Below are 13,533 nucleotides of genomic sequence, written 5' to 3'. Positions count from 1 at the left end.
GACTCACCCCCGCAAGGGGCGCGGGGAACTGCGCGACCAGCCACAGCGGGCCCGCGGCCGACGAACTGCCCGCTACACCCTCCCCGGGTCACGGTCGATCGAGCGGGGACTCACCCCCGCAAGGGGCGCGGGGAACTGCGCGACCGACCACAGCGGACCCGCGGCGACCACACCGCACAAGCCACGCCACGGCAGCCCTCACGCCCCCACCGACACCCACGCCCCCGACTCCACCGACCGACTCATCGCATCCAGCGCGGCAGCGCTCCGCACCGCGTCCGTCAACGTCGCCCCGTACGACGTCCCCTCAGCCACCGACCGCACAAACCGGTGAGCCTCGATGACCTTCAGATCGTCGTACCCCATCGCGTTCGCCGCCCCCGGCTGAAACGCCCCGAACTCCCCGTCGCCCGGCCCGACGAACACCGTACTGACCGGCTGGTCCTGGTACGACGTGCCGGTGCTCACGCCCAGCTCGTTCATCCTGCGGAAGTCCCAGAACACCGCACCCTTCGTGCCGTGCACCTCGAAGCCGTAGTTGTTCTGCTCGCCGACCGACACCCGGCACGCCTCCAGGACACCCCGGGCGCCGGAGGCGAACCGCAGCAGGCAGGAGACGTAGTCCTCGTTCTCCACCGGACCGCGCTCACCGCCCGCCGCAAGCGTGTGCCCGGCCGTGGCGCCCGTCGGACGGGACCGCTCGGGCACGAAGACGGCCGTGTCGGCGGTGAGCGCGGCGATCTCGCCGAGCAGGAAACGCGCCAGGTCCGCGCCGTGCGAGGCGAGGTCGCCCAGCACTCCGCTGCCGCCGCGCTCGCGCTCGTACCGCCAGGTCAGGGCGCCGTCCGGGTGGGCGGCGTAGTCGCTGAAGAGGCGGACGCGGACATGTGTGACCGTGCCGATGTCACCGGCCGCGATGAGCTGCCGGGCCCTCTCCACGGCGGGCGCGTTGCGGTAGTTGAAGCCGACCGTGCCCTGGACACCGGCCCTGGCGACCGCGTCGGCGACCGCGCCCGCGTCGGCCGCAGACAGGCCCACCGGCTTCTCGATCCAGATGTGCTTGCCGGCCTCGGCCATCGCGACGCCGATCTCCCGGTGCAGGAAGTTCGGCGCAGTGATGCTCACGGCCTGCACGCGCGGGTCGGCGGCCACGGCACGCCAGTCACGGGTCGTCGAGGCGAACCCGAACTGCGCGGCGGCCTCCTCGGCCCGGCCCGGCACTTCCTCGGCGACCATGACCAGTTCGGGCCGCAGCCCCAGCTGGGGGAAGTGGTGCGCCAGACGGACGTACGCCTGTGTGTGCACCCGTCCCATCCAGCCGAACCCCACGACGGCGACACCGAGCGTACTTGCCATGACAGCTACAGCCCTTCTTTGGACCGGTCCAGAACATTTCTCACTCACCCTCGGTGCCGACAACCGCTGATGTCAACCCTCATAGGTCGTTACTGGCGCCCTTTGACAGGCCAAGCAAGCTGTGGAACGGTCCAACCATGAGACCGCCGACCATCCGAGACGTCGCCGAACGAGCCGGGGTGTCGAAATCCCTGGTCTCGCTGGTGCTGCGCGGTTCCGACCAGGTACGGCCCGAGAAGCGGGAGGCCGTCCTGCTCGCGGTACGCGAACTGGGCTACCGGCCGAACGCCGCCGCCCGCAGCCTCAGCGAACAGCGCACCCGGACCGTCGGCGCCCTCCTCAACGACCTGCGCAACCCCTGGTTCGTCGACCTCCTCGACGGCCTGGGCTCCCTCCTCCATGACAACGGCCTGCACATGCTGCTCGCCGACGCCCGCCTCAACCGGCGCAGCGGCCAGGACCTCACCGGCCCCTTCCGTGATCTCGGCGTCGACGGCCTGGTCGTCGTCGGCACCCTGCCCGACCCGGCGGTCCTGGGCACCCTCGCCGAGCGCCTCCCGGTCGTCGTCGCGGGTGCCCGTGAGCCCGCGCTGCCCGGGGTCGACGTGGTCGCCAACGACGACGAGCACGGCGCCCGCATCGCCACCGAGTACCTCCTCGGGCTCGGGCACCGCCGGATCGCCCACATCGCCGGGTACGGCGCCGTCGGTGAGCTGCGCCGGCGCGGCTTCGAGGCGACGATGCGCGCGCACGGTCTGGCGGACAGTGCCCTCGTCGAGGCCGGCGACCTGACCGAGGAGGGCGGCTACCGGAGCGCCGTCCGACTGCTCGGCGACCCCGCCGACCGGCCCACCGCCGTCTTCGCCGTCAACGACATGACGGCCGTCGGCGCGATCTCCGCCGCCGAGGAACTGGGGATGGGCGTCCCGCGAGACCTGTCCGTCATCGGCTACGACAACACGAACATCTCGCGGCTGCGCCACGTCTGGCTCACCACTGTGGACAGCGCCAGCCACGAGGTCGGCCGCCGCGCCGCCCGCTGCCTCCTCGACCGGCTCGACGCGCCCCGCGACCCCGGCAGCGTCCACCTGGCCGCCCCGACACTGGAGATCCGGGGGACGACGGCAGCACCTGCCGAGGTTCGGTAAGGCCCTCTCAGGCCCCGCACTCGCGCAGTTTCCGGTACAGCGTGGCGCGGGCGATGCCCAGGGCCGACGCCGTACGGGCCTTGTTGCCGCCGTTGCGGCGCAGCGCCTCCAGAATCGCGGTGCGCTCGGCGAGATCCGCGCCCGCTATGTGATCGGCGCCGACGGCGGCCGGTCCAAGGTCGCCGAGGACGCCGGACTGCCCATGGGCGGCCAGATGGGCGTCGCGGGCAGCATCAACATCGTCTTCGACGCCGACCTCACCCGGTACACGGCCCACCGCCCCTCCACCCTCTACTGGGTCCTCGCCCCCGGAGCCACGGGCGGCGGTATCGGCGCGGGCCTGGTCCGCAACGTCCGCCCCTGGAACGAGTGGATGATCGTCCGGGGCTACGACGTGACCGCCTGCGCCCCCGACCTCACGACCGAGTACGCCGAGGGAATCGGCCGCAGGCTCGTCGGCGACGACGACATCCCCGTCACCATCAGGTCGTCCTCGGCCTGGACGGTCAACGAGATGTACGCCGAGACCTACGCCAGCGGTCGCGTCCTCTGCGCCGGCGACGCCGTGCACCGGCACCCGCCGTCCAACGGGCTCGGCTCGAACACCTCCATCCAGGACGCCTGCAACCTGGCCTGGAAGCTGAAGCTGGTCCTCGACGGCGTCGCCGCCCCCTCGCTGCTCGACAGCTACACCGCCGAACGAGCCCCCGTCGGCAGGCAGATCGTCACCCGCGCCAACAAGTCCATCGCCGAGACCGCCCCGATCTTCGACGCCCTCGACGGACTCTCCCCGCAGACCCCCGAGGAACTGTGGGCCAACATCGCCGCCCGCAAGGACGCCACCGAGGCCGCCACCGGGCAGCGCGCCCGGCTGCGCCAGGCGATCGCCGCCAAGGTGTACGAGTTCAACGCGCACGGAGTCGACCTCAACCAGCGCTACGAGTCCGCCGCGATCGTCCCCGACGGCACCCCCGACCCCGGCTTCGCCCGCGACCCCGAGCTGCACCACCAGCCCACCACCCGCCCCGGCGCCAGACTCCCGCACGCCTGGCTCACCTCCGGCACCCGCACCCTGTCCCCCCTCGACACCGTGGGCCGGGGCCGCTTCACCCTCCTCACCGGCATCGGCGGCGACGCCTGGCTGCGCGCGGCGAAGGCACAGCCCCTCGACATCGCCACGGTCGTCATCGGCCCCGGCCAGGAGTACGAGGACCCCTACGGCGACTGGGCCGGCCTCAGTGAGGTGTCCGACGCGGGCGTGCTCCTCGTACGCCCGGACGGGTTCGTCGCGTTCCGACACGCCGAAGCCGCCGAGAACGCCGAACAGTTGCTGACGGACGCGCTGCGGCAGATCCTCGGACATGCCTGACGGGACAGGACAGGACGGACGGGACGAGGAGCACGGCATGACCACTGAACCCAGCACACGTGACGTCGGTGAGGGCGCCGGTTTCACCACCGCCGTCACCGAAGCGGTCGTCGACAGCATGAGCGGGACCGCCGACCCGCGCCTGCGCGAGCTGCTCACCGCCCTCACCCGCCACCTCCACGCCTTCGTACGGGAGACCGAGCCGACGATGGAGGAGTGGGAGCGGGCCATCGGCTTCCTGACGGCGACCGGGCAGACCTGCACCGACACCCGGCAGGAGTTCATCCTCCTGTCGGACGTCCTCGGCGTCTCGATGCTCGTGGAGACCCTCAACGGCCACGGGGACCCGGGCGCCACCGAGTCGACCGTGCTCGGTCCCTTCCACATGACCGAGTCGCCGGTACGTGAACTGGGCGCCGACATCGACCTGGTGGGCGCCGGTGAGCCGTGCGTGGTCAGCGGGCGGGTGCTCGACCGGGACGGAACTCCCTTGCCCGGCGCGGTACTTGACGTGTGGCAGGCCGACGCCGAGGGCTACTACGACGTCCAGCAGCCGGACGTCCAGCCGCCGGGCAACGGCCGCGGGCTCTTCACCGCGGACACGGAGGGCCGCTTCTGGTTCCGCACCTGTGTGCCGAGCCCGTACCCCATCCCGACGGACGGCCCGGTCGGCGCACTGCTCCACGCCACCGGCCGGCACCCCTACCGCCCCGCCCATATCCACTTCATCGCCACCGCCGAGGGCCACGAGCCCGTCACCACCCACATTTTCGTCGCGGGCAGCGAATACCTGGACTCGGACGCCGTGTTCGCGGTGAAGGAGAGCCTGGTTGAGGACTTCACCGAGACCGACGACCTGTCCCTGGCAGGGGAGTTCGGCGTACCGAACCCCTTCCGCCACGCACGCTTCGACCTCGTACTGGAGAAGTCGGGGCAGAAGTCGTGAGCGGCACACCGGACTTCGTCTACGAGGCCCAGCCGATGCGGGTCGTGCTGCGGGCCGGGGCCGCCGTGACCGCGACGGCCGGAGAAGCCGAACGGCTCGGTCTGCGACGGCTGTTGGTGGTGTGCGGCGAGCGCGGGAAGGACACCGCGCGGGCGGTCGCCGACTCGCTCGGACCGGCCCTGGCGGGTCTGCACGCCGAGGCGCGGATGCACGTACCCGTCGAAGTCGCCGACCGGGCCGTCGAAGTGGCGCTCGCGGCGGGCGCCGACGGTTGTGTGGCGGTCGGCGGTGGCTCCGCGATCGGCCTGGGAAAGGCGATCGCGCTGCGCACCGGGCTGCCGCTGATCGCCGTGCCCTCCACCTACTCCGGCTCGGAGATGACCCCCGTCTGGGGCCTGACCGAGCAGGGCGTGAAAAGCACCGGCCGCGACCGGTCGGTCCTCCCGCGCAGTGTCGTGTACGACCCCGAGCTGACCCTCTCCCTGCCGGTCCCGCTCTCGGTCACCAGCGGTATCAACGCCATCGCCCACGCGGTGGAGGCCCTCTACGCCCCCGACGCCTCACCGCTCGTCTCACTGATGGCGCAGGAGGGCGTACGGGCGATGGCCGAGGCGCTCCCGGCTGTGGCCGCCGACCCGGGGTCCCTCGACGCGCGCGGCCGGGCCCTGTACGGGGCGTGGCTGTGCGGCTCGTGCCTGGGTGCCACGACCATGGGCCTGCACCACAAGCTGTGCCATGTCCTCGGCGGCACCTTCGGCCTGCCGCACGCCGAGACCCACACGGTCGTCCTGCCGCACGCCCTGGCCTTCAACGCGCCCGCCGCACCGGACGCGGCCGACGCCGTCGCCCGCGCGCTGAGCGGTCCGGCCGATGCCCCAACTGCCTTGTGGGAGCTGGCCGGACGTCTCGGCGCCCCGGGCTCCCTTGCCGAACTGGGCCTCACCGAGGCCGATGTGGCGGTGGCGGCGGCCCAGGTCGCCGGGCAGCGGCCGTACGCCAACCCGCGCGAGGTCACGCCCGAGGGTGTGCTCGGTCTGCTGCGGGCGGCGTACCGGGGCGCGGCACCCGGCACGGCGGACTGAGGCACCGGTACGTCACCCGCCCCCGCCCTTCAGGGCAGGGGCCCTCAACGAGTGACCGATCCATGATATGGGCATGCCAATCTGACCTAACGCCGTACCCCGCACGGCATCGATCAGGAGGCCCCCGTGAAGAGACCTGTGCGCACCCGCAGAGCCTCGCTCGTCCTCGGCAGCGCGGTCGCGCTGGTCGTCGCCTTTCCCGGCACCGCCCTCGCCGCCCCGCCCGGACCCCTCCCGGCCGACGCGGACAGCACCGAGCAGACGTACCAGCCGGCGTACGACTACGACACGGACGGCTGCTACCCCACCCCCGCCATCGGCCCCACGGGCACCCTCAACGGCGGCCTCAAGCCGACCGGTTCCCTCAACGGGCAGTGCAGGGACGCCGCCGACCTCGACAACACCAACGGCTACTCCCGTTACAAGTGCGACAACGGCTGGTGCGCGATCATCTACGGCCTCTACTTCGAGAAGGACCAGGCACTCGCGGGCAGCAGCATCGGGGGACACCGGCACGACTGGGAGCACGTGGTGGTGTGGGTGCGGGACGGCGTGGCGGAGTACGTCTCGACCTCCAACCACGGCGGCTTCAGCATCCACACCAGGGACCAGGTCCGCTGGGACGGCACGCACCCCAAGATCGTCTACCACAAGGACGGCATCAGAACCCACTGCTTCCGCCTCGCGGGCACCAACGACGAGCCGCCGGAGAACCACAAGGGAACCTGGCAGTTCCCGGCGCTGGTCGGCTGGAACGGCTATCCGTCAGGCATCCGTGACAAACTGACCTCCGCCGACTGGGGCAGCGCCAACTTCGGCCTCAAGGACGGCAACTTCGCCTCCCACCTGGCGGCGGCAATGCCGGCGGGCATCGCGTTCGACCCGAACGCCTGACATCTGCCCGTCACTCGCAGCCGACGCCGTCGCCGTCCCGGTCGAGATGCCGCGCGTAGCCGGGATCACCGACATGCACCGGGGCGGCTCCGGCGGCGCGGGCGGCCGCGCAGTTCTCGTAGTACACGCTGTCGTCACCGGACCCGGAGCCGCCGTCCGATCCCGTGCCCGATCCCGTGCCCGAGCCGGTGTCGGTGTCGGTGTCGGTGTCGGTGTCGACCGCAGGCTCGGCCGTCACCGTCCTGGTCGCCCGCACGGTGACGGTGGGGGCGGGTTCGGGCGTGGCTGTCACCGTGGCCGAGACCGTGGCGGTCGCTGTCGTCGTGACGGTCGCCGTGGGCGTCGGGTCGGCGGCCACCGGGTCCTTGCCGTCCCCCTGACCGCTTCCACCGATGCCGACGCCGAGGAAGAACACGAGCCCGAGGGCGGGCAGGACGAATCTCTTACGAGCCCATCTCGGGCCCTGGCGGCCTGGCGTCGGCCCCGGTATCGGAGCCGGTGGCACATTCCCGGGAGTGTTGTACGGGTTGCTCATGATCGTCCCCCTGTTGTCTTTCGGGTGGGACGACGGTAGTGCGGCGGATGGGACGGTAAGGGGCCTTTGATATCTCGGTGACCGTTCCGTGACCGCTCGGAGGCAGGGCGGGTGTGCGGTAGGGTTTGTCTGTGCGATCACGCGGGGCAACCGTGGATCGTCAGCACACCGGGACGTGGCGCAGCTTGGTAGCGCACTTGACTGGGGGTCAAGGGGTCGCAGGTTCAAATCCTGTCGTCCCGACTGGAGACAGTCGTAGGGCAGGGCCGGTTTCGGAGATATCCGAAACCGGCCCTTGGTCATTCCCGGGGACCAGTCGGGGACCGCCCGTGGGTCGAGGAGTTCGTCTTCGGCCTGCCTGTTCCGCGAAAGAGCGTGCACCCGGTGGATCGTTCGGCGCTTCGTCGTCCGGCTCACTCATGGGGAGCTTCTCGTGATGTGGGAAACGCGCCACTCCGCTTGCGTAGCGCGGCTGCGGCCGCGCCGGCGACGAGACCGACGCAAGCCAGTGACAGGACGGGGTGCCGTGCCGTGACGGCTTGCCAGGAACGGGCGTGGGAAGAGTCGTCGAAGACGCCGTGGGCGCCGTGGTCACTGCCAGGTGACCGGTCGACGGGCTCGAACAGGTTGCTTTCACCGGTCGGCCGGCCGTCGGTCTGCTGGGAGTCGAAGCCCGTACGGGCCAGGTACCGGTCGAGGAGCGCTGGGACGAAGCGGTTGGCCCAGATGGTGCCCACGGTGCTGGCTCCGACGAAGTACTGCTTGCGGTGCGGGTGGTCGGCGGCGTGCAGGACGCCCCGGGCGGCGACTTCGGGCTGGTAGATCGGCGGGACGGGGCTGGGATGCCTGGGCAGACGGGAGTGCACCCAGGAGAACTGGGGTGTGTTGACCGCCGGCATCTGCACGATCGTGATGTGCACGTTGCTGCGGCGGTGGAGCAGCTCGGTGCGTACCGAGGAGGTGAAGCCGTTGACGGCGTGCTTGGCGCCGCAGTACACGGACTGCAGGGGGACGGCCCGCTCACCGAGCGCGGAACCCACCTGCACGATCGTGCCGCGGTCGCGGGGCAGCATCCGCTTCAGCGCGGCCCGGGTGCCGTGGACGAACCCGTGATAGGTCACATCCGTCGCCCGCTGGTACTCCTCGGCCGTGATCTCGTCGAAAGGCGCGAACACGCTGGTGAAGGCACAGTTGATCCACACGTCGATGGGGCCGAAGGCTTCCTCCGCTGCGGCTGCGGCGGCCTCGACCTGCGGCCCGTCCGCGGTGTCGGCGACCTGCACAAGAGGGCGGCCGCCGAGGGCCTCGACTTCGTCGGCGGTGGCTCGCAGCCCAGCATGCCCGCGGGCGACGAGGACGATGTTCGCGCCGCGCTTGGCGTAGAGGCGGGCGGTCGCTCTGCCGATCCCGGCACTGGCGCCGGTGATGACAACGTTCACGGACATGGTCAATTCCTTTGTGCTAGAGCGCTTTGCGGCTGGGCGGGGGGTGCGGCGAGGCGGGCGGCGGTTTCGAGCAGCAACGCGTGGACGAACGCCTGCGGCAGGTTGCCGCGCAGTTGCCGCTGGGCGATGTCGAACTCCTCCGCGTACAGGCCCGACGCACCGCAGGCGCCACGGTTGCGTTCGAACCAGCGGTGCGCGGCGACGGCGTCGCCTTGCTGGTGTTCGGCCAGCGCCATGACGAACCCGCAGAGCAGGAAGGCGCCCTCGGCCTCTTCCAGGGGGCGGTCGTCGTGGCGGAAGCGGTAGGCGAAGTGGTCCTGCGTCAGCTCGCGCCGACAGGCGTCCAGGGTGGCGCGGATGCGCGCGTCGCCGGGGGGCAGGGCGCCCCGTACGAGGGGGAGCAGCAGTGCGGTGTCCACGTGCGGATCCTTGGGAGCGCGCTGCCAGTGCCCCTCCGGAGACAGGCAGGTCGCCGAGGTGGCGGCGAGCACGGTGTCGGCGAGCCGGGTACAGGTGGCGGCGAGGGGGTGGCGTGGTGCCGCGGCGGCGACGGCTCGCAGACCGGCGACACAGGTGAGCCGACTGTGGGTCCACATGCGGTCGTCGAGCTCCCAGATACCGGCGTCGGGTTGCTGCCAGCGCTCGGCGATGGCCCGTACAGCGATGCCGGCGGCCTGTCGGGCGGTGTCGTCGAGTCGGTGGTGACGTTCGGCCGCCGCGAACAGGAGCAGGCTCTCGCCGAAGCAGTCGAGCTGGAACTGTTCGCGGACCCAGTTGCCGATGCGGTCGAAACCCCCTGGATAGCCGGGCAGGTCGAGATCCTGCTGACCGGGCACGTTCGTGCCGTGCACGGTGTAGGCGGGGGCCAGCCGCGGCCCGTCCGTGTGCAGCCGCTCACTGACGAAGCGGACCGCGTCGTCGAGCAGTTCGGGGGCGCCCGCGGCGGCCGCGGCCTGCCCCGCGAGGCTCTGGTCGCGGATCCATACGTACCGGTAGTCGTAGTTGCGGCCCTGCTCGGCTCGCTCCGGCATGCTGGTGGTGGCGGCCGCGACCATTCCGCCGCCGTGCGAGGTCAGACCGCGCAGGACGGCGTAGCCTCGGCGCGCGTCCGTGGGGGCGATGGTTTTCGTGAGCGGCGGCACCGTCCGCCGCCACGCGGATTCAGTGGCGGCCCAGGCGGGTTCGGCCCGGGGAAGCTCCCGTGGCAGCGGAGCACCGGAGCACTCCAGGATCAGGTCGTGGCTCTCGCCCTGCTGGAGTTCGATCTCGGCGGTGAGGCCCGCTGCCCCGGGGACGGCGAACGGCGCTCCCTGCCAACGCAGGTGGTGGGTGCCACTGCGCACTTCCCACACCCCGTCATCGCGCCGGTGAGCATGCGATAGCGGCTCCCGCCCGTATCCGCCGTGCGGGTCGAGGACGACGGTCAGGCGGCCCGTTCCGTCGACGGCCCGCACCTGCCGCAGCAGGATGAGGCGGCCGGGTTCACCGGGAAAGGCCAGTGCCTCACGGCACTCCACGATGCCGTCGACGCCCACCCAGCGGCTGCGCCAGATGAGGGTGCCCTCTTCGTAGTAGCCGCCGAAGACGTGCGGGGCGCGCGGAGTGATGGCGTACACGCCCTGTCCGCCGATGAGGGAGGCGAAGACGGCGTCGTCGTGCCAGGCCGGCGCGCACAGCCAGCTGACGGCGCCGTCCGGTCCGATCAGCGCGCCGCGTTCCCCGTCGGCCAGCAGCGCGTAGTCGTGCAGCGTGTGGGGTGGGTACGAGGTGCTCATGAGTGTCGGCCTCCTGTTCAGCTCACCCGGTACCGCTGTGCGCGGTCGGCGTTCAGGGCGAGGCCCAGACCGCCTTCGCCGCCGCTGCCGGGGTCGATGCTGCCGCCTGCGGGGTCGAGGACGCCGTCGAAGAGGATGCGTTCGATGCGGACGTGGTCGTGGAACCATTCCAGGTGGCGCAGGTTGGGCACCGCCGCGGCGGCGTGCGCGTGGGCGTGCGGTGCGCAGTGGCCGGAGATGTCGAGGCCGCGGGCCTGGGCGAGGGCGGCGGCGCGCAGCCAGACGGTGATGCCGCCGCAGCGGGTGATGTCCGCCTGCAGGCAGTCCACCGCCCCGGCGGCGAGCATGTACTCGAAGTACGGCAGGGTGTATCCGTACTCGCCGGCCGTGACGTCCATCGTGACCTGGTCGCGGATGTGGGCGAGGGTGGTGAGGTGGTCGGAGGAGACGGGTTCCTCGAACCAGGTGACGCCCGCATCGGCCAGTGCGCCGGCGACGCGAACGGCCTGCTTCGCGCTGTAGGCGCCGTTGGCGTCCACATACAGGGAGGTGGTGTCTCCGACGCTCGCGCGGGCCTCGGCCACGCGCCGACGGTCGCGCTCCTCACACCGCCCCCACGACTCACCGATCTTGATCTTGACCCGCGGGATGCCCTCCTGTTCGACCCAGCCGCGCAGTTGGCGGTCCTGGCGATCGCTGTCGTAGGTCGTGAATCCGCCGCTTCCGTAGACCGGCACGTCGTCTCGGGCGGCGCCCAGCAACTGGACGAGGGGCAGTCCGAGCAGACGGGCCTTGCAGTCCCACAGAGCGATGTCCACAGCGGCGATCGCCTGCGCCGCGACGCCGGGCAGGCCGGCGTTGCGTACCGCGCGGTGCATGGCCTCGTTGAGGCGCGGCACGTCGAAGGCGGGGCCACCGACGACGACGCCCGCGAGCACGTCGTCGATGATCCGTGCCGCGGCCGCCGGCGCGTAGGTGTACCCCAGGCCGGTGACAGGGCCGCACCGTACGGTGGCGAGCACGAGGGTGGTGCTGGTCCACCTCAGGGTGCCGTCCGCCTCCGGCGCGTCGGTGGGCACCGTGTAGACGGCGGTGTCCAGCCGCTCCACGGTCTCCTCGGCGGTCACGGCGCCTCGTCGGCTCCGGGCCGGTCCTCACGGTGGCGGTGGCCGGGCAGCATTTCCTGGACCTTGGCCTTGAAGCCCTGGCGGATCATGGCGGTGCGGTCGCTGTCGCCCTTGAGGACGGAGGCAGCCGCGGCCTCGATCTGGTCGAGGGACGCGTGCGGCGGAATGGGCGGTACCGCCGGGTCGGTGCGGAAGTCGAGGACGAAGGGCCGGTCGGCTGCCAGCGCCGTCTCCCAGGCCGTCTGCACGTCCTGCGGCTTCTCCACCCGCGTTCCGCCCAGGCCCAGCGAACGCGCGAAGTCGGCGTAGGCCACATCGGGCAGCGACTGCGAGGGCAGGAACTGCGGGGCGCCGGACATCGCGCGCATCTCCCAGGTGACCTGGTTGAGGTCCTGGTTGTTCAGCACGGCGACCACCAGGCGCGGATCGGCCCACTGCTCCCAGTACTTGGCGATCGTGATCAGCTCGGCGAGACCGTTCATCTGCATCGCCCCGTCGCCCACGAGGGCGATCGCCGGGCGATCACCGTGCGCGAACTTCGCTCCGATCACATAGGGAACGCCTGGTCCCATGGTGGCGAGCGTGCCGGACAGCGAGCCGCGCATGCCGCCGCGCAGCCGCAGGTGGCGGGCGTACCAGTTGGCGGCGGAGCCGGAGTCGGCGGCCAGGATGACGTTCTCGGGCAGCAGGCCGTTCAGGGTGTGCACGACGTACTCGGGGTTGATCGGGTCGGCGTCCACGGCCGCGCGCCGCTCCATGACCTCCCACCAGCGGGCGGTGTTCTTCTCGATCGTCTTGCGCCAGCCGTCGTTCCTGGCCGGTTCCAGACGCGGCAGCAGTCGGCGCAGTGTCTCCCGGGCGTCCCCTACGAGGTTGATCTCGAAGGGGTAGCGCAGGCCCACCATGTGGGGGTCGATGTCGATCTGCACGGCGCGGGCCTGGCCGAACTCGGGCAGGAACTGCGTGTACGGGAAGCTGGATCCGATGACCAGCAGGGTGTCGCAGTCCTGCATCAGCTCGTACGACGGGCGGGTGCCCAGCAGGCCGATCGAACCGGTGACGTAGGGCAGCTCGTCGTCGAGGGCGTCCTTGCCGAGGAGTGCCTTCGCCACGCCCGCGCCCAGTCGCTCGGCGACCTCCATGACCTCCGGCCGGGCCCCGCGGGCGCCCTGGCCGATGAGGACGGCGACCTTCTCACCCGCGTTCAGGAGCTCGGCGGCGCGCTCGATGTCGGGGTCGGCCGGGATCGGGGCGTACTGGGACATGCCCAGGCTGGAGGGCACCATCTTGAAGGCGTGCGCGGGCGCGGAGTAGTCGAGTTCCTGCACGTCGGCCGGGATGATGACGGCCGTCACGGAGCGGCGGGCCATGGCGGTGCGCATGGCCCGGTCCAGCACGTTGGGCAGCTGTTCCGGGACGGTGACCATCTCGCAGAAGTCGGAGGCGACGTCCTTGTACAGGCTCAGCAGGTCGATCTCCTGCTGGTAGGAGCCGCCCATGGCGCTGCGGTTGGTCTGCCCGACGATCGCGACGACGGGCACGTGGTCGAGCTTGGCGTCGTACAGGCCGTTGAGCAGGTGGATGGCGCCGGGGCCGGAGGTGGCGGCGCACACGCCGACCTTGCCGGAGAACTTCGCGTAGCCGACCGCTTCGAAGGCGGCCATCTCCTCGTGCCGAGCCTGGATGAACTGGGGCTTGTTGTCAGCCCGGCCCCAGGCGGCGAGGAGGCCGTTGATGCCGTCGCCCGGGTAGGCGAAGACATGCTCGACCTCCCAGGCCCGCAGACGCTCGAGGATGTGGTCGGAGACCTTCATCGACATGATGGTGACCTTTCCGTGAAGCACGTGTCGGATGGC

11 protein-coding genes, 1 tRNA gene and 1 pseudogene are annotated in these 13,533 nt (G+C 71.4%); 6 read left to right on the top strand and 7 right to left on the bottom strand.

The annotated features are described in order from the left end of the window. Positions 1–198: 198 nt before the first annotated feature. The gene (locus tag QA861_RS05640) at positions 199–1,356 is read right to left on the bottom strand and encodes a Gfo/Idh/MocA family protein (RefSeq protein ID WP_334587102.1); all 1,158 of its coding nucleotides are present in this window, start codon (positions 1,354–1,356) and stop codon (positions 199–201) included. 137 nt (positions 1,357–1,493) lie between these two features. Between QA861_RS05640 and QA861_RS05635 the strand changes: the two genes are divergently transcribed. After that, positions 1,494–2,504 carry a LacI family DNA-binding transcriptional regulator gene (locus QA861_RS05635; protein WP_334587101.1) on the top strand — a complete coding sequence of 337 codons (1,011 nt, stop codon included), beginning with the start codon at positions 1,494–1,496 and terminating at the stop codon, positions 2,502–2,504. Between the two features lie 7 nt (positions 2,505–2,511). Here the strand turns inward: QA861_RS05635 and QA861_RS05630 are convergent, their stop codons facing one another. Beyond that, positions 2,512–2,607, bottom strand: coding sequence for a helix-turn-helix domain-containing protein (locus QA861_RS05630; protein ID WP_443041546.1), 96 nt, complete (start codon positions 2,605–2,607; stop codon positions 2,512–2,514). Between the two features lie 12 nt (positions 2,608–2,619). Between QA861_RS05630 and QA861_RS05625 the strand changes: the two are divergent. The 4 genes and pseudogenes from QA861_RS05625 to QA861_RS05610 form a co-directional block, all read left to right on the top strand. Further along, positions 2,620–3,873, top strand: a pseudogene (locus QA861_RS05625) (FAD-dependent monooxygenase); the annotation flags it as partial. A gap of 37 nt (positions 3,874–3,910) precedes the next feature. Beyond that, a complete protein-coding gene (locus QA861_RS05620; RefSeq protein WP_334587100.1) occupies positions 3,911–4,819 on the top strand; it encodes an intradiol ring-cleavage dioxygenase in 909 nt (302 codons plus the stop codon). 35 nt (positions 4,820–4,854) lie between these two features. Next, positions 4,855–5,901 (top strand): maleylacetate reductase, encoded by a 1,047-nt coding sequence (locus QA861_RS05615; protein WP_443041545.1) that lies wholly within the window; start codon positions 4,855–4,857, stop codon positions 5,899–5,901. A 126-nt stretch (positions 5,902–6,027) separates the two neighbouring features. Then, positions 6,028–6,795, top strand: a complete 768-nt coding sequence (locus QA861_RS05610) for an NPP1 family protein (RefSeq protein ID WP_334587098.1) — start codon at positions 6,028–6,030, stop codon at positions 6,793–6,795. A 10-nt stretch (positions 6,796–6,805) separates the two neighbouring features. On the opposite strand, the gene QA861_RS05605 is transcribed toward QA861_RS05610, so the two are convergent. Continuing rightward, a complete protein-coding gene (locus tag QA861_RS05605) occupies positions 6,806–7,210 on the bottom strand; it encodes an excalibur calcium-binding domain-containing protein (RefSeq protein WP_334587097.1) in 405 nt (134 codons plus the stop codon). Positions 7,211–7,499: 289 nt separating this feature from the next. Between QA861_RS05605 and QA861_RS05600 the strand changes: the two genes are divergently transcribed. Then, positions 7,500–7,573 (top strand) — tRNA-Pro (locus QA861_RS05600). A gap of 170 nt (positions 7,574–7,743) precedes the next feature. Here the strand turns inward: QA861_RS05600 and QA861_RS05595 are convergent. Genes QA861_RS05595 through QA861_RS05580 form a run of 4 tightly spaced genes read right to left on the bottom strand, consistent with a single transcriptional unit; the run spans position 7,744 to position 13,497 of the window. Then, positions 7,744–8,775, bottom strand: a complete 1,032-nt coding sequence (locus QA861_RS05595) for an SDR family oxidoreductase (RefSeq protein WP_334587096.1) — start codon at positions 8,773–8,775, stop codon at positions 7,744–7,746. 2 nt (positions 8,776–8,777) lie between these two features. Beyond that, positions 8,778–10,550 (bottom strand): glycoside hydrolase family 15 protein, encoded by a 1,773-nt coding sequence (locus tag QA861_RS05590; RefSeq protein WP_334587095.1) that lies wholly within the window; start codon positions 10,548–10,550, stop codon positions 8,778–8,780. 17 nt (positions 10,551–10,567) lie between these two features. Next, positions 10,568–11,677 (bottom strand): enolase C-terminal domain-like protein, encoded by a 1,110-nt coding sequence (locus tag QA861_RS05585; protein ID WP_334587094.1) that lies wholly within the window; start codon positions 11,675–11,677, stop codon positions 10,568–10,570. Further along, positions 11,674–13,497: a thiamine pyrophosphate-requiring protein gene (locus tag QA861_RS05580; protein WP_334590460.1), complete on the bottom strand. Its 1,824-nt coding sequence runs from the start codon at positions 13,495–13,497 to the stop codon at positions 11,674–11,676. The genes QA861_RS05585 and QA861_RS05580 overlap by 4 nt, the downstream gene beginning before the upstream one ends. Positions 13,498–13,533 lie beyond the last annotated feature (36 nt).

This window comes from Streptomyces sp. B21-083, from assembly GCF_036898825.1.
In the GTDB taxonomy this organism is placed as follows: domain Bacteria; phylum Actinomycetota; class Actinomycetes; order Streptomycetales; family Streptomycetaceae; genus Streptomyces.
Note: the sequence above shows the minus strand (reverse complement) of the source record. Positions and strands in the feature narration are given on the sequence as shown.

Coding starts and splice junctions, on each gene's coding strand:
- QA861_RS05595 (WP_334587096.1), bottom strand. CDS start 8,775: ATGTCCGTGAACGTTGTCATCACCGGCGCCAGTGCCGGGATCGGCAGA.
- QA861_RS05615 (WP_443041545.1), top strand. CDS start 4,855: ATGCGGGTCGTGCTGCGGGCCGGGGCCGCCGTGACCGCGACGGCCGGA.
- QA861_RS05620 (WP_334587100.1), top strand. CDS start 3,911: ATGACCACTGAACCCAGCACACGTGACGTCGGTGAGGGCGCCGGTTTC.
- QA861_RS05635 (WP_334587101.1), top strand. CDS start 1,494: ATGAGACCGCCGACCATCCGAGACGTCGCCGAACGAGCCGGGGTGTCG.
- QA861_RS05640 (WP_334587102.1), bottom strand. CDS start 1,356: ATGGCAAGTACGCTCGGTGTCGCCGTCGTGGGGTTCGGCTGGATGGGA.
- QA861_RS05590 (WP_334587095.1), bottom strand. CDS start 10,550: ATGAGCACCTCGTACCCACCCCACACGCTGCACGACTACGCGCTGCTG.
- QA861_RS05580 (WP_334590460.1), bottom strand. CDS start 13,497: ATGTCGATGAAGGTCTCCGACCACATCCTCGAGCGTCTGCGGGCCTGG.